The 15,664-nt window shown below is 64.2% G+C and carries 17 protein-coding genes; 11 read left to right on the top strand and 6 right to left on the bottom strand.

Going from position 1 to position 15,664, the window contains the following annotated elements:
• Positions 1-41: 41 nt before the first annotated feature.
• The 8 genes from BMY38_RS03650 (at position 42) to BMY38_RS03615 (ending at position 7,575) form a co-directional block, all read left to right on the top strand.
• Positions 42-1,319, top strand: a complete 1,278-nt coding sequence (locus tag BMY38_RS03650) for an ABC transporter substrate-binding protein (RefSeq protein ID WP_092759840.1) — start codon at positions 42-44, stop codon at positions 1,317-1,319.
• A 111-nt stretch (positions 1,320-1,430) separates the two neighbouring features.
• Positions 1,431-2,288 (top strand): ABC transporter ATP-binding protein, encoded by an 858-nt coding sequence (locus BMY38_RS03645; RefSeq protein WP_092759838.1) that lies wholly within the window; start codon positions 1,431-1,433, stop codon positions 2,286-2,288.
• Positions 2,285-2,830 (top strand): RNA 2',3'-cyclic phosphodiesterase, encoded by a 546-nt coding sequence (gene thpR, locus BMY38_RS03640; protein ID WP_092759836.1) that lies wholly within the window; start codon positions 2,285-2,287, stop codon positions 2,828-2,830. The genes BMY38_RS03645 and thpR overlap by 4 nt, the downstream gene beginning before the upstream one ends.
• A 67-nt stretch (positions 2,831-2,897) precedes the next feature.
• A complete protein-coding gene (locus tag BMY38_RS03635) occupies positions 2,898-3,878 on the top strand; it encodes a phosphatase domain-containing protein (protein ID WP_139204644.1) in 981 nt (326 codons plus the stop codon).
• The gene (locus tag BMY38_RS03630) at positions 3,875-5,062 is read left to right on the top strand and encodes a phenylacetate--CoA ligase family protein (protein WP_092759832.1); all 1,188 of its coding nucleotides are present in this window, start codon (positions 3,875-3,877) and stop codon (positions 5,060-5,062) included. The genes BMY38_RS03635 and BMY38_RS03630 overlap by 4 nt, the downstream gene beginning before the upstream one ends.
• A gap of 89 nt (positions 5,063-5,151) precedes the next feature.
• Complete coding sequence (locus BMY38_RS03625) at positions 5,152-5,631, top strand: ATP-dependent zinc protease family protein (RefSeq protein ID WP_092759829.1); 480 nt, start codon at positions 5,152-5,154, stop codon at positions 5,629-5,631.
• Positions 5,628-6,533: a 30S ribosomal protein S6--L-glutamate ligase gene (gene rimK, locus BMY38_RS03620; protein ID WP_092759827.1), complete on the top strand. Its 906-nt coding sequence runs from the start codon at positions 5,628-5,630 to the stop codon at positions 6,531-6,533. The genes BMY38_RS03625 and rimK overlap by 4 nt, the downstream gene beginning before the upstream one ends.
• 1 nt (position 6,534) lies before the next feature.
• Positions 6,535-7,575: a succinylglutamate desuccinylase/aspartoacylase family protein gene (locus tag BMY38_RS03615; RefSeq protein ID WP_092759825.1), complete on the top strand. Its 1,041-nt coding sequence runs from the start codon at positions 6,535-6,537 to the stop codon at positions 7,573-7,575.
• Positions 7,576-7,749: 174 nt separating this feature from the next.
• Here BMY38_RS03615 and BMY38_RS03610 read toward each other — a convergent pair whose 3' ends face one another.
• Positions 7,750-8,367: a TetR/AcrR family transcriptional regulator gene (locus tag BMY38_RS03610; RefSeq protein WP_245737488.1), complete on the bottom strand. Its 618-nt coding sequence runs from the start codon at positions 8,365-8,367 to the stop codon at positions 7,750-7,752.
• A gap of 123 nt (positions 8,368-8,490) precedes the next feature.
• Between BMY38_RS03610 and BMY38_RS03605 the strand changes: the two genes are divergently transcribed.
• The gene (locus tag BMY38_RS03605) at positions 8,491-8,895 is read left to right on the top strand and encodes a RidA family protein (protein ID WP_092759821.1); all 405 of its coding nucleotides are present in this window, start codon (positions 8,491-8,493) and stop codon (positions 8,893-8,895) included.
• 407 nt (positions 8,896-9,302) lie between these two features.
• Here BMY38_RS03605 and pheT read toward each other — a convergent pair whose 3' ends face one another.
• The 5 genes from pheT to BMY38_RS03580 form a co-directional block, all read right to left on the bottom strand.
• Positions 9,303-11,696 (bottom strand): phenylalanine--tRNA ligase subunit beta, encoded by a 2,394-nt coding sequence (pheT, locus tag BMY38_RS03600; RefSeq protein WP_092759819.1) that lies wholly within the window; start codon positions 11,694-11,696, stop codon positions 9,303-9,305.
• A gap of 144 nt (positions 11,697-11,840) precedes the next feature.
• The gene (locus BMY38_RS03595; RefSeq protein WP_092759817.1) at positions 11,841-12,326 is read right to left on the bottom strand and encodes a GNAT family N-acetyltransferase; all 486 of its coding nucleotides are present in this window, start codon (positions 12,324-12,326) and stop codon (positions 11,841-11,843) included.
• Positions 12,323-12,796 carry an MOSC domain-containing protein gene (locus BMY38_RS03590; protein WP_245737487.1) on the bottom strand — a complete coding sequence of 158 codons (474 nt, stop codon included), beginning with the start codon at positions 12,794-12,796 and terminating at the stop codon, positions 12,323-12,325. Before BMY38_RS03590 ends, BMY38_RS03595 begins: the two co-directional genes overlap by 4 nt.
• A complete protein-coding gene (locus BMY38_RS03585; protein WP_092759815.1) occupies positions 12,793-13,242 on the bottom strand; it encodes a free L-methionine (R)-S-oxide reductase MsrC in 450 nt (149 codons plus the stop codon). The genes BMY38_RS03590 and BMY38_RS03585 overlap by 4 nt, the downstream gene beginning before the upstream one ends.
• A 77-nt stretch (positions 13,243-13,319) precedes the next feature.
• A complete protein-coding gene (locus tag BMY38_RS03580) occupies positions 13,320-14,498 on the bottom strand; it encodes a thiolase family protein (RefSeq protein WP_092759813.1) in 1,179 nt (392 codons plus the stop codon).
• Between the two features lie 110 nt (positions 14,499-14,608).
• Here BMY38_RS03580 and BMY38_RS03575 point away from each other — a divergent pair, with 110 nt between their 5' ends.
• Together BMY38_RS03575 and BMY38_RS03570 are read left to right on the top strand one after the other, a co-directional pair.
• The gene (locus tag BMY38_RS03575; RefSeq protein WP_092759811.1) at positions 14,609-14,944 is read left to right on the top strand and encodes an STAS domain-containing protein; all 336 of its coding nucleotides are present in this window, start codon (positions 14,609-14,611) and stop codon (positions 14,942-14,944) included.
• The gene (locus BMY38_RS03570) at positions 14,941-15,414 is read left to right on the top strand and encodes an ATP-binding protein (protein WP_092759809.1); all 474 of its coding nucleotides are present in this window, start codon (positions 14,941-14,943) and stop codon (positions 15,412-15,414) included. Before BMY38_RS03575 ends, BMY38_RS03570 begins: the two co-directional genes overlap by 4 nt.
• The last annotated feature ends 250 nt before the right edge of the window (positions 15,415-15,664 follow it).

Genomic DNA, 15,664 nt, shown 5'->3' with positions numbered 1-15,664 from the left:
ATCCCGCCCGTGAATATCGGAACCTTAGGGAGGATACACCGATGAAACTTTTGACTTTGACCGTTGCGGCCATGATGGCCGCGACCCCGGTGATGGCGCAACTCGTGTTTCCGTCGCTCAGCTATCGCACCGGCCCCTATGCGGCGGGCGGCATCCCGTTCGCGGATGGCTATGCCGACTACTTCACTTTGCTGAACGAACGCGATGGTGGCATCGGCGGCGTGCCGACGCGGGTCATCGAATGCGAAACCGGCTACAACACCGAAAAAGGTGTGGAATGCTACGAGTCGACCAAGGGCGAAGGCGCGCTTGTCTATCAGCCGCTGTCGACCGGCATCACCTATCAGCTGATCCCCAAGACCGCCGCCGACGGCATCCCGATGCACACGATGGGATATGGCCGCACCTCGGCCGCGAACGGCGAAGTGTTCAACAACATCTTCAACTATCCGGCCAACTACTGGGACGGCGCGTCGATCGCGATCAACTACCTGTTGTCCGAAAATGACGGCAGCCTGGAAGGCAAGAAGATCGCGCTGCTCTACCACAACTCCGCCTATGGCAAGGAGCCGATCCGGACGTTGCAGGAGCTCTCGGTCAAACATGGGTTCGAACTGACCGAATTGCCCGTCGACCACCCCGGTCAGGAGCAGAAGTCCCAGTGGCTGCAAATCCGTCGCGAACAGCCCGATTACGTCATCATGTGGGGCTGGGGCGTCATGAACCAGGTCGCCATCCAGGAAGCCGCGAACATCCGTTATCCGATGGATCAGTTCATCGGCAACTGGTGGGCCGGGTCCGAAAACGACGTGCTGCCGGTGGGCGACGCCGCCGATGGCTACAAGGCGCTGGCGATGCACAATGTCGGCACAGATTTTCCGATCTTCGCCGATCTGGAGCAATATGTGACCGGCGCGGGCAAGGCGGCGGGCAACGGCGATCAGGTCGGAACGGTCCTGTACAACCGGGGCTTCTACGCCGCGATGCTGGCCGCCGAGGCGGTGAAGAAAGCGCAGGAAATCCATGGCGAACCGAACATTACTCCCGCCATGATGCGCGACGGGATGGAGGCGCTGGTCATCGACGAGGCGCTGATGGAAAGCCTGGGCATGCCGAACTTCGGGCCTGCGTTCACGGTGTCCTGCCAGGACCACGGCGGATCGGGTCAGGGCAAGGTGCAGCAATGGGATGCATCGGCCAAGGAATGGAAGATCATTACCGACTGGATCGAATCCGACGCATCGGTGATCGACCCGCTGATTGCCGAAGATTCCGCCGCCTATGCCGCGGAAAACAACGTCGACCTGGCCTGCCAGTAATGTGACCTGTCCCGGCCCGGTGTTCGCATCGGGCCGGGGCCTGGACTGAAACCATCGCCTTGTTCCCCAGACCCCGTGCGGGCCCCGGCAATGACGCGAGGGAGACCTTTGATGCCCGATACCCAACTCGATGCGAAACCCGACCCCGCGACCGAACCGGCCACCGAAGACGCGCTGCTGGAGGTCAACAATATCGAGGTGATCTACAACCACGTGATCCTCGTGCTGAAGGGTGTGTCACTTTCTGTTCCCAAGGGCGGCATCACCGCGCTTCTGGGCGGCAATGGCGCGGGCAAGACGACGACGCTCAAGGCGATATCCAACCTTCTGCGGTCGGAACGCGGCGACGTCACCAAGGGCTCGATCCTCTACAAGGGCGATCGCATCCAGGGTCTGTCGCCCGCCGATCTGGTCGAGCGTGGCGTCATTCAGGTGATGGAGGGCCGTCACTGCTTCGAGCATCTGACGATCGAGGAAAACCTGCTGACCGGGGCTTACACCCGGCGCGACGGCGGCAAGGCGACCGCCGACGATCTGGAGATGGTCTACGACTATTTCCCCCGTCTGCGCGAACGCCGCAAATCGCAGGCCGGCTATACCTCGGGCGGCGAACAGCAGATGTGCGCCATTGGCCGCGCCATGATGGCACGCCCCGAAATGATCCTGCTGGACGAGCCGTCGATGGGCCTTGCCCCGCAGCTGGTGGAACAGATCTTCGGCATCGTGAAACGCCTCAACGAAGAACAGGGCGTGACTTTTCTGCTGGCCGAACAGAACACCAATGTTGCGCTGCGGTTCGCGCACTACGGCTATATTCTGGAATCGGGCCGCATTGTCATGGACGGCCCTGCGGCAGACCTGCGCGAAAACCCGGACGTCAAGGAATTCTACCTCGGCATGTCGGACGAGGGGCGCAAGTCCTTCCGCGATGTGCGCTCCTATCGCCGTCGCAAACGGTGGCTGTCATGAGGGCTTTCGTCGGCCTCTCGGTGCCCACCGAATGGATCGGGCCGCTGGTCACTGCACAGGGCCGGATGCGCGGCGGCAACAGGGTCGCGCCCGACGATCTGCACGTGACACTGGCCTTTCTGGACGACCAGCCCGAGCAACGGCTGGAGGCGCTGAGCGACACTCTGTCGGCCAAGCGGCTGGCTGCCGCGACCCTGCGCCCCTTGGCCTTTGCCGCGCTGGGGGCGCGCAAACCGCGTGCGGTCGTGCTGGACCTGATGCCCGGTGCCGATCTGACCGCCCTGCGCGAGACCGTCCGCAATGCCGCCCGCAGCGCCGGAATCGACCTGCCGTGCGAACGCTTCCGCCCGCACGTGACGCTGGTGCGCTTTCCCAATTCGGCTCCGTCCGAGACGTCCGACCTGCCCGCGACGATATCCCGCCTCGGCGTGCCGTCCATGCCGCAGGCCCCTGTGACGGGTGCCATGCTCTGGTCGTCCGTTTTGACACCAAGGGGCCCGATCTATGAACCGCTCGCGGCCTACCCGCTGAGGGCGGCATGACGCACGATTGCATTGGACCCTTCTGCCGCCGCAAGCCGTTGACCTTCGGAACATATCGGAGGTCCACTTGCTGAAACCGCTTGCCCGACGCGCGGCCCGTCTTGTCGAATCCGGACTTGAGCGGATCGGCGACCGCGACGATTCCGAACCTGTCCTCGAACCCTATCTCGGCTATGCCACGCCCGAAGGCGTCGTGCTGCGCGGTCGGGTTCTGAGCCATCTGCGGCGGAGCGAGCCGGATGCGGAGCAATCTAGGTGGACCAACCTGCGCCAGATGGTGAATCTGTTCGTCACCGACGAAGTGGCTGACGTCCCTGTCACCGGCGCCGGCGTCACCGCGACATCGGATGCCGAAGGTTATGTCCGGCTGATCGTGCAGGGCGACTTCGCCCCAGGCTGGGTCGATGTGCCGCTGGCCATCGCGGGCCAGCCTCCGGTCCCGTTTCCCGCCCGCATCCCCGCGCCCGATGCCGACTACATGATCCTCTCGGATATCGACGACACGATGATCCAGACCGGCGCGCATTCACTGGCCCGAAACCTCTGGACGACCTTCACCGGTTCCGCCCTGACGCGACAGGTGCATGATGACGCCCTCGCGCTGATGACCACTCTGGTCGATGGGGGGCGCAACCCGGTGTTCTACGTCTCATCCAGCCCCTGGAACCTGCATGATTTTCTCGACAGTCTGTTCGCGCGCGAAGGCGTGCCCAAGGGTCCGATGTTCCTGCGCGACCTTGGCCTGACGGACGAGGGTGTCGGCGCAAGCCACCTGACGCACAAGGGCGCGGCGATCGACACCTTGCTGGCTGTGAACCCGGACCTTCCCGCCTATCTGATGGGCGATTCCGGACAACAGGACGCCATCGTCTACCGCGATGTGATCGCCCGCCATCCGGGTCGCATCCGCGGCGTGGCATTGCGCGAACCGGCACCGGGCGTAGGTGCCGACGATATGGCCGCCTTCGCGGCGATCGAAGCGGCGGGTGTTCCGTGCTTTCACGCGCCCAGCTTCGACGGAGCATTGCGGTATTGGGGGGTGGAATGAGCCATTACGACGATCTGGAAACCCGTTCGACGGACGCGCGACACGCCGCCCAGCTGAACGCCTTGAGGACACAGTTGGACCGGGTGGCAAGGATACCCGGAAGCCACCTGTCGGATATGGATATCCGGGACCTGTCGGACCTGTCCAGACTGCCCGTCCTGCGCAAAGCGCAATTGTCCGGATGGCAGACCGGACAGCCCCCGTTCGGCGGTCTGCACGTCGGCGACGTGGCGCATGTGTTCCAGTCGCCCGGCCCGATCTACGAACCCGGCGGCATCACCCATGACTGGTGGCGCATGGGTCGCTTCCTGCACGCCTGCGGCATCGGACCCTCCGACACCGTGCAGAACTGCTTCGGCTATCATCTGACCCCCGCCGGAATGATCTTCGAAAGCGGCGCGCGCGCCGTCGGGGCGCGGGTCCTGCCCGCCGGCACCGGCCAGACCGACCTTCAGGTCAGGGCCGCGAAGGACATCGGCTGCACCGCCTATGCGGGCACGCCGGACTACCTGAAGGTGATCCTCGACCGGGCGGATGAGATGGGCGAGACGCTCGCCTTCACGCGCGCCGCGGTCGGCGGAGGGGCGCTGTTCCCGTCGCTCCGACAGGAATATGCCGACCGGGGCATCGCCTGCCTGCAATGCTATGCCACCGCCGATCTGGGCAATATCGCCTATGAAAGCCATGCCATGGACGGCATGATCGTCGATGAAGGCGTTATCCTCGAAATTGTCCGCCCCGGCACCGGCGATCCCGTCGCGCCCGGCGAGGTCGGCGAAGTCGTCGTCACCACGCTGAACCCCGATTATCCGCTGATCCGCTTCGCCACCGGCGATCTGAGCGCGATGATGGACGGCACCTCCCCCTGCGGGCGCACGAATGTCCGCATCAAGGGCTGGATGGGCCGCGCCGATCAGACCGCCAAGATCAAGGGCATGTTCGTTCGCCCCGAACAGGTCGCCGAACTGGTCGCCCGCCATCCCGAGATCCGCGCCGCCCGCGTCACCGTTACCCGCGAGGGCGAGATGGATGCGATGGATATCGCCATCGAGGCCGATGACGGTGACCCGCGCGCATGGGGCGAAAGCGTGGCCCAGACCCTGAAGCTGAAGGGCCGTATCAGCCGCGTCGACACGCTGCCGAACGACGGAAAAGTCATTGACGACAAACGGGAATATGGCTGACGCGCCGACGCCGCCCTGCACATGCTGCTTTCCTTTGCCCGTTACTCGGATAGATGTAGCCGCTATGGACACATAGTCCGATCAAGGGGATGGCGGTGTCCAAGCCAAAAGAACTGATTGTCGTCGGCTGGATGGAGAGGGTCGGTCTGCCGAAACTCGGTCTGCCCGACATCGCGGCCAAGATCGACACCGGCGCACGGACTTCTGCGCTTCATGCCGACCGGATCGAACCTTTCGAGCGCGACGGCCAGCCCTGGGTCCGGTTTCGCGTGCGCCATGCCCGTGCGAAAATCGGCGCAACGCTGGAACACCCGATTCACGACACGCGCGATATCAAGAATACCAGCGGCGTGCCCGAAACCCGCTATGTCATCCGCACCGACCTTCTGATCGCGGGTCACACCTGGCGGATCGACCTGTCTCTGACCGACCGGTCCAACATGCGCAGCGCGATGATCGTCGGACGCACCGCGCTGAATGCCCATAATGTGGCCGTGCACACCCGCCGGACCCGATTGAAGACAGACCCAAACCTTGCGCCCAGGCGGCGCGGAAAGGCAGTCCAATGAAAATCGCCATGATGGCTCGTAACGCCAATCTCTATTCCCACCAGCGCCTGAAGGAAGCCGCCGAGAAACGCGGCCACGAATTGCACATCATCAACACGCTGCGCTGCTACATGAACATCGCCAGCCGCCGCCCCGAGATGTATTACAACGGCGAGAAACTCGAAGGCTTCGACGCCGTTATCCCGCGGATCGGCGCGTCGATCACGTTCTACGGTCTCGCCGTTCTGCGCCAGTTCGAGATGATGGGCGTCTATCCCCTCAACGAATCCGTCGCCATCGGGCGCTCGCGCGACAAGCTCCGCTCGATGCAGCTACTGGCGCGGGATGGCATCGGCCTTCCGGTGACGACCTTCGCCCACGACCCGAAACAGACCGAGGAGGTGCTGGCCCTTGCCGGCGGGGCGCCACTGGTCATCAAGCTGCTGGAAGGCACCCAAGGCCTCGGCGTCGTTCTGGCCGACACCGACCGCTCCGCCAAATCCGTGATCGAGGCGTTCCGCGCCACCAATACCAACATCCTGATCCAGGAGTTCATCAAGGAAGCGGGCGGCACCGACATCCGCGCCCTCGTCGTCGGCGGCAAGGTCATCGCGGCGATGAAGCGGACCGGTGCCGAAGGCGAATTCCGCTCCAACCTGCACCGTGGCGGGTCGGCCGCCGTCATCAAGCTGACGCCCGAGGAACGCTCAACCGCGATCCGCTCGGCCAAGTCCATGGGGCTGCAGGTCTGCGGCGTCGACATGCTGCGCGCCAACCACGGCGCGGTCGTGATGGAGGTCAATTCCTCTCCCGGCCTCGAAGGCGTCGAAAACGCCACCGGCATCGATATCGCGGGCAAGATCATCGAACATCTGGAAAAGGTCGCCAAGCCCGGTGCCACCAAGACCAGGGGCAAGGGCTGACATGCCGCGCGCGCCTTTCGCCATCGGCGAACACTCCGTCGCACCGGGCGGGCGCGCCACGATCGACCTGCCCGTCAGCCACCTGTCGGACCACACGCCGGTTTCGATGTCGGTCCATGTCATTCACGGCAAGTCCGAAGGACCGGTCGTCTTCGTCAGCGCGGGTATCCACGGCGACGAGGTTATCGGGGTGGAAATCGTGCGCCGCCTGTTGCGTGCGACGGCACGCAAGGCCGTCAAGGGCACGCTGATCGTCATTCCCATCGTCAATGCTTTCGGTTTCATGAACCACTCGCGCTATCTGCCCGACCGCCGCGATCTGAACCGCAGCTTTCCCGGCAGTCCCGCAGGCTCGCTCGCCTCGCGTCTGGCGCATCTGTTCCTGACCGAGATCGTCGCGCGGTCGGACTTCGGCATCGACCTGCACTCGGCGGCTGTCCATCGCACCAACCTGCCGCAGATCCGCATTTCACCCGACAATCCGGTGACCATGGATCTGGCGCAGGTCTTCGGCGCGCCGGTCATCCTGCAATCGCCCCTGCGCGACGGGTCCCTGCGCGGCGCGGCGAAGGCGATGGGCAAGGATATCCTGCTCTACGAGGCGGGCGAGGGCCTGCGCTTCGACGAACATTCCGTGCGTGCGGGCGTCGCGGGCATCCTGCGGGTGCTGGGCTACAAGGGCATGGTCGGCGGGCGCGGCATCGCTGCGGCCACCACGCCGCCGCAGGTGTGCACCGCGTCGAAATGGCTGCGCGCGCCCTCCGGCGGCCTGCTGCGGGTTTTCAAACGCGACGGCGACGTCGTCGCCGCGGGCACCGTCCTCGCCGCCGTCTCGGATCCGTTCGGACGCGAGGAACGCGAGATCGAGGCCCCTTTCGACGGCATCATCGTCGGCCGCGCCGTGATGCCGGTCGTCAACGAGGGCGACGCGGTGTTCCACCTCGCCCGCGTCGCCTCGGTCGCCCACGCCGAGACCGCCGTCGACGGCCTGACCGCCCAGATGGCCGACGACCCGCTGTTCGACGAAGACGAGATCATTTGAGGCCAATGAACGCTCTCAAGCGTCCGAACCCCGGTTGCCACCAGCGATGCGCGATTCCGTCGCCAAGTGTGCGCAAGGGCCGGTTAGAGCCCGTAATGACTGATGCTGCGGGTCGCACCAATGTCTTGTTTTATGTAGAGGGAGTGACAGAGGGTTACTCGCAGAACTAACGGGTCAGCAGAACTCTCCTACCGCGTCCGCCTCCGTGTTCAGGACACCGGATGCCAGACATTCAAAGGCCGCGATGGCCTTGGGCAAGGTTGCGCGGGCATTATCGCTGGCGGCAACCCAGAGCGCCGCGTTGAGGGCGACACCGTTCAACAGCCGAGCAAGCGCTTCGATGTCAATGGCTTTGATCCGACCGTCAGCGGCGAGGTCGCGCAATGTCGCAATAGTAGCTTGCAGACAGCGGTTTTGGCTCGGCCATTGTGACGGGTCACCAAGGACAGCCGGGCCATCCAGCAGCACAATGCGCTGCACTTCCGGCTCAAGCGCCATCTCGATGTAGGCCGCACCCTCGGCCATGAGACCCTTCCAGCCGCCACCGGCTTTCTCACCGGCAGCTTGCGCCTTGGCTGCCATGGCTGTGTCAATCTGGTCCACCACAGCCGCCATCAGACCCTGTTTGTCACCGAAGTTGTGATAGAGTGCGCCACGCGTCAGACCGGCCTCCGCAGTCAGTTCGTCCATAGAGGCCGCAGAAAATCCCTTCTCGGCGAACGCTTTCCGGCCCGCTGCAATGAGTTTCTCGCGCGTCTCTTCCATCTTTTCGGCTCGGGTCTTGCTAGCCACTGGTTGCCTCCTTTTACATACGTAGCGCACGCCACTTGACATACGAGATGTATATGAGTAGCTCCACATACGCATCGTATTTGAAAGCGGTGAACGAATCCATACCAGACATGAGAGGTCCCCATGGCACTCAACAACGAAGCAATTTTTCCGGCCAGCCCCAACCGGCACGCGCTATATGAGCAGCACGGCTACTCGGCCGCGATCAAATCGGGTGATCTGGTCTTCGTCTCCGGCCAGGTCGGCAGCCGCGAAGACGGCTCGCCCGAACCTGATTTTAAGAAACAGGTCGCGCTTGCTTTTGATAATCTGAAGGCCGTTCTGAAAGCTGCAGGCTGCACCACTGATGACATCGTCGACGTGACCACCTTCCACACCGATCCGGAAATCCAGTTCGGTGACATCATGGAAGTCAAAGCCTCCGTCTTCGATCAGGCTCTCTACCCGAACTGGACCGCTATTGGCGTCAAATGGCTCGCCGGGTTCGATTTCGAGATCAAGGTCATCGCCCGCGCGCCTGCCGCGTAACCGGGAAAGCCGCGTCCCGCTGCGCTGAGAACGCGCGGCGGAAGGCAAGTCGCAACCCGCACGTCGCCGCGCCCGATATTATCCGCAATGCAAGGACTGCCGTCATGTATCGCCCCTAAAACTTCGCCAAAGATCGGCTAAACGTGCTGGTCAAAGCCATCAAAGCGGGCATTCGTGCAAACGCAGCGAGTGCTCACTTTGTCCGCAAAACTCCACTTCAACACCGCACGACTATTTCGCAGGGCCCGGCGTCAGTACGGCGGAAGCCGCCTCTCCCACCCCGGAACGGACAATGCCCGCCCGAGAACCAACGCGACCAAATCACAGGGACTGCCCGAGGCAGCCGCCTCCTCCTTCTTCGCTTGCGAAAGGCGTCGCGGGACCGAATACCGGCCCCCGCAAACGGCTCACCGCCGCAATTCGCCCCCGGTCGCCTTCGCGACCTTCTCCACGATCTTCGCGCTCACCGCTTCGATCTCCTTGTCGGTCAGCGTGGCATCGGTCGGTTGCAGGCGCACCGTCAGGGCCAGCGACTTGCGCCCCTCGCCCAGACTGCCGCCGACGAATTCGTCGAACACGCGCACGTCCGAAATCAGCGCCTTGTCGGCCCCCTGCGCCGCGTTCACCAGCGCCTGAACCTCGACCTGTGCATCCACGACGAAGGCAAAGTCCCGCTCCACCGCCTGCAAATCCGACAGCACCAGCGGCGCGCGGGCCGTGCCGCCGGCCTTGGGCATCGGCACCTCGCCCGGCCAGATGGAGAAGCCCACCGCCGGACCTTTCACGTCCATCGCCCTGAGCACCTTCGGGTGGATTTCGCCGAACACCGACAGCGTCTTCTTCGGCCCCAGACAGATGCGCCCCGACCGCCCCGGATGCCACCACTCTGCCGCGCCGCGCAGGATCTGCGCGCGTGCGGGCGCACCGATGGCCGACAGCACCGCCTCGGCATCCGCCTTGGCATCGAAGACATCGACGGGTCGGCGGTCACCATGCACCGACTTCGGCCCGGTATGCCCGATCAGAAGACCCGAAATCATCTGATGCTGCTCCCCCGGTGCGCCGCCATGAAACGCCGTGCCCAGCTCGAACAGCGCCATGTCGGCGATGCCGCGCGCCTGATTGCGCGCCGCCGCCTGCAACAGACCGGGCAGCAAAGCGGGCCGCATGTGGCTCATGTCGCTGCTGATCGGATTGTCCAGCCGCGTCGCGTCAGAGCCCCCCCCGAACAGCGCAGCCGACGCCTGATCGATGAACGAATAGGTCACGCATTCATTATACCCAAGCGATGCCGCCGTCCGCCGCGCCATCCGTTCGCGTTGCTGCGCGACCGTCAGAACGGGCCGCAGGATACCGGGCGCGCGCATCATCGGGCGTCCCTCCAGCCTGGTCAGCGACGCGATCCGCGCGACCTCCTCGACCAGATCGGCCTCGCCCTGAACATCCGGTCGCCACGACGGCACATGCGCCATGTCGCCGTCCAGCCGGAAACCGAGCGCGGTCAGCGATGCACGCTGCTCGTCGCCGGGGATCGACATGCCGACAAGGCTCTCGATCCGCGCCGTGTCCAGCGTATAGGCCCGGTCCACATCCGGCACCGCGCCCGCGACGACCATTTCCGACGCCTCGCCCCCCGCGTTGTCCAGAATCATCCGCGTCGCGAAGTCCAGCCCCTCGGGCGTGAACGCCGGGTCGACGCCCCGCTCGAACCGATACCGCGCGTCCGAATTGATCTTAAGCGCCCGGCCCGTCAGCGCGATCTGCACCGGGTCCCAATAGGCACTTTCGACCAGCACGTTCACCGTCGCCCCGGTCACGCCCGAATGTGCGCCCCCCATGATCCCGGCGATGCTTTCGACGCCCGCGTCATCCGAAATCACCATCGCGCCCGCAGGCAGCGTATACGCCTTGTCGTCCAGCGCCGTGATCGTCTCGCCCCCGGCGGTACGATGCACACGCAGGTCGCCCTTGACGATATCGGCATCGAATACGTGCAAAGGCCGGTTCAGGTCATAGGTGAACCAGTTCGTCACATCCACGAGGAAGCTGATCGGCCGCAACCCGATGGCCCGCAACTGATCCTGCAACCACTCGGGCGACGGCCCGTTCCGGACGCCCCGGATCAGGCGCAAGGCAAAAACCGGGCATCCGTCGCGGGTATCGTCATCGATGGTCACATTGACCGGGCAATCGAACCCGGCGTCGATCTTGGGCGTCTCCAATGGCTTCAACACGCCCAGGCCCCGCGCCGCCAGATCGCGGGCAATGCCGCGCACGCCCAGCGCGTCCGGCCGGTTCGGCGTAATCGCGATCTCGATCACCGGATCGACCTTGGCCGGGTCATTCTCGGCCAGCCAGTCGGTGAACCGCTGCCCGACCGCGCCCGAGGGCAGTTCGATGATCCCGTCGTGTTCCTCCGACAGCTCCAGCTCGCGCTCGGAGGCCATCATTCCGAAACTCTCGATCCCGCGGATCTTGCCGACTCCGATGGTCGTGTCGATGCCGGGGACATAGACGCCCGGCTTGGCGATGACGACGGTGATCCCCTCGCGCGCGTTGGGCGCACCGCAGATGATCTGCTGGACACCTTCGTCGGTCTCGACCTGACAGACCTTGAGCCGGTCGGCATCCGGGTGCTTCTCGGCCGACACCACCTTGCCGATGGTGAAATCGCGCAGCCGCGCCGCACGGTCCTCGATGCCTTCGACCTCCAGACCCAGATCGGTCAACGTCTCGGCGATCTCGTCGACCGAAGCCTGCGTGTCGAGATGGCGTTTCAGCCAGGAGAGGGTGAATTTCATGGTCGTGCATCCCGTAGATTTCCCGCCCGACTACCGCATCCCGCCGGGAGTTTGAAGATGGGGCGAACGGCGCAGGGTCATCCTCTGGCCGGACCCGGCGCATTCCCGACGAATAGTCTTCGCCTCAAGGCCGGGGACGACAGTTCAACTGCAAAGATCGAACCCGATCCGCCGGGCCTTCACCACATGGCCCACCATGATATCGTCCACCGGCCCCTCGTCCACGCCGCCCTGCGCCAGATAAAAGGCCAGCGCGCGCGGGTTCGACTCCAGCACCGTCAGATAGGCACGGACGAACCCGGCCTCCCGCAGCGCGACCTTCATCGCCGCCAACAATTTCCCGCCCGTTCCGCCACCGCGCAATTCGGGCCGGACGTGCAGGTTGTCGATCAACGGCGGATCGCGGTCGGTCAACGCGCAGGCGAACCCGGTCATCTCCGTATCGGTATAGGCCACCAGGGTCAGTTCCGGTGCGCCGAATGTCCGCGCGGACCACTTCTCATCCATGGCGGCGGGCAGTGTGTCGCGCAGATAGTCCGCCGATAATTCCGCACCATAACTGTCGCGCCACGAGGCCAGATGCAAATCGCGGATGGCCGTCCGGTCGGCTGATGTGGCCGGACGGATCATTGCGCCGCCAGCGGCGCCACCGCATCGCCCAGGGCGATTTCACCGGGAGTCACCACCGAGGCGCACCAGCCGCCATGGTGCCGCACGGCGGAATAACCGCCCAGCCCCAGCGTCTCCTCCATCCGGCTGCACGGCGCGCAGGGTCCGTTGATCCGCAACACGACCTCGCCCAGACGCACCTCCCGTCCGCGCAAGGCGGCAAGGTTCACGCCCGACACCACCAGATTGCGCCGCAGGTTACCGGGCGTTGCCTCGCCCTCGCACAGCGCCGCGATCACCGGCAGATGCTCCGCCTGGATCAACGTCACTGCCCGCTTGCCCGGTCGCCCATGATCGCCATCCAGTCCGGCCCCGGACACCACGGCCCGGTCGACAGACGTCAGATCCGCCCGGCGTTCCGGCCGCAGACCGATCCAGTCCAGGGTCCCGGCCCGCGCATGGGTCGCCATCAGATCGCGCAGCGTCTTCACTGCGCGAAAACCGAATTCAGCATCGCCGACATTTCCGTTGCGTCCTCGGACGTGAAGGCACCCGCCCGGTTGCTGTCGATATCGAACACCGCGATCAGCGCGCCGGTGCGGTCGAACACCGGCAACACGATTTCCGACCGGGTCGACGATGCGCAGGCGATATGTCCCGGAAAGGCATCGACGTCGGGCACAAGCTGCACCTCGCCCGTGGTCGCGCAAGCTCCGCAGACGCCCCGGTCGAACGGGATCGTCAGGCAGCCGTGGCCGCCCTGATACGGCCCGATCTTGAGCATCCCCGGCGCGGTCACGCGATAGAACCCGGTCCAGTCGAAGCGGTCGTCGGCGTGATGCACCTCGCAGGCGACCGTGGCCATCAGCGCGACCGTATCGTCCTCGCCTTCGGTCAGGCTGGCGATGGTCTTGTGCAGGGTCGGATAATGGGTCATCGCGGCTTTCCACCCCTCATGACGTCCGACGCATATCCGACACGGATCACCCGTTCTTCACCCATGAAATCCCACCCTCAATCCCGCTCCAGCGCGATAGCCGTTCCCTCACCGCCGCCGATGCAGATTGCGGCGATTCCACGCTTCAGTCCGCGCGACTCGAGGGCGTGCAAAAGCGTCACCATGATCCGCGCACCCGATGCGCCGATCGGGTGGCCCAGGGCACAGGCACCGCCATTTATGTTAACAATATCAGCGTCTAAACCCATTTCATGCAGGAAGGCCATCGGCACGACGGCAAAGGCTTCGTTCACCTCCCACAGATCGACATCACTGACCGACCAGTCCAGCTTTTCCAGCAGCTTGCGGGCCGCAGGCACGGGTGCTGTCGTGAACAGACCAGGCTCCTGCGCATGGCTCGCGTGACCCATGATCCTGGCCCGGACCGGAACACCTTCCCGGTCCGCAAAATCGCTTGAAACCAATACCATAGCGGCAGCCCCATCGCTGATCGACGATGAATTCGCCGCCGTCACCGTGCCGTCCCTGCGGAACGCGGGCTTCAACGTCGGGATCTTGTCGGGCCGCGCCGTGCCGGGTTGTTCGTCTTGCGCGACAACCGTCTGGCCCTTGCGCGTAACTATCTGAAACGGTGCGACTTCGCGGTCGAAGCCGCCCGACGAAATCGCCGCCTGCGCCCGGCTCAGGGATCGCAGCGCATATTCATCCTGTGCCTCGCGGGTGAATTGATAGGCCTCGGCACAATCCTCCGCGAAGGTGCCCATCAACCGGCCCTTGTCGTAGGCATCCTCCAACCCGTCCAGAAACATGTGATCGACCGTCACGCCATGCCCCAACCGCGCCCCGGCCCGCATGCCGGGCAACAGATAGGGGGCGTTCGTCATGCTCTCCATTCCGCCCGCGATCATGACATGCGCCTGACCCGCAAGTATCTGATCATGAGCCATCATCGCGGCTTTCATACCGCTGCCGCACATCTTGTTGAGCGTCGTTGCGGGCACGTCCTTGGGCAGTCCGCCATGGAACCCCGCCTGGCGCGCCGGGGCCTGGCCCTGACCTGCGGAAAGCACGCATCCCATCAGCAGTTCCCCGACCTGTTCCGGGGAGATTCCGGCATCGGTCAGAGCCGCCGCAATTGACGCGCCACCAAGCTCCGATGCGGAAGCCTGCGACAGCGCCCCCTGAAACCCGCCCATCGGAGTCCGCTTGGCCCCGGAAATCACGACTTGCTGCATCTTGTTCCGATTCACGTTCTGGTAAGACCTGCGTCCTAATCTGACAGTCAAAGGCGCGGGATTCCAGTGGCCGCACGGCACGGCCGGTCGTCTGTCATGCGAGGTATGCAATGAAAATTGAAAGACGGATCGCGGATGACCTGCTGATTCTGACGTTGCAGGACACGCGGATCGACGCCGCCGGCGCCGTCCCTTTCAAGGAAGCGGTCCGGCAGATGGTTCAGGACTTCGACGATCGCGTGATGATCGACATGACCCGGATCGAGTTTCTGGACAGCAGCGGACTGGGCGCACTCGTGGCGATCATGAAGATGCTGGGCGGGGCGCGACGATTGGAACTGGCGAACTGCGGCACCATCGTGCGCAAGGTCCTGACCCTGACCCGAATGGACAGCGTGTTCATCCTGCATGATGCGGCCCCTACCGCCGGACGGTCGGCAGCATGACTGCGTCGCGCGCAGCAGCGATGCCGTCGCCACAGTGTGCCGTGCTTCGCAGCAGGTTTCCGGCGACTGCGAACGATGTCAGCATACAGCTTGCCCGGCTGCACCGCGCCTTCGACGCAACAGGTCTGCGACTTTCGTTGCAGCATGATGTGACGATTGTTCTGGGCGAAGTGCTCAACAACATCGTGGAGCATGCCATGACCGATATCGGGGCCGCCTGGGTCATGCTGGAGGTGACCCGAGAAGACGGCCGTCTGCATGTCGAAACGACAGACAGGGGACGCCCTTTGCCACCCGCCCTCTTGGCCTCGGTCGACCTGCCTGAGGCGAAACTCCCGATCGACGACCTGCCGGAAGGCGGTTTCGGCTGGTTCATCATCCACACCCTTACCGAGGATATGGTCTACGAACGCCAGGGCGGCATAAACCGGCTGAGTTTCTCGTTTTTGGAACAGGCAGACGAGGGATAGGCAACGCGACGTCCCGCATGGCACTAACCCCAAACCGCCGGTGTTTCCAATCCAGGGTCCCCTTGCCAGATTGGCAGAATTGTCGCGAAATACACCATTATGGATCGTTTTGCTGCCGTAGTTGGGTCCCATCCCGGCCCTGAAGCGAAGCGACAATCAACCCGTAGCTCCACATAGCTTCCCTCGACGGCAGGATGACAGCCCCCGAAGCAAGTCATCTCCGTCGAGGTCATGCCCCTGCCCCGCGACG

Source organism: Jannaschia helgolandensis (assembly GCF_900109285.1).
In the GTDB taxonomy this organism is placed as follows: Bacteria; Pseudomonadota; Alphaproteobacteria; order Rhodobacterales; family Rhodobacteraceae; genus Jannaschia; species Jannaschia helgolandensis.
This window is presented reverse-complemented; position numbering and strand designations above follow the sequence as displayed.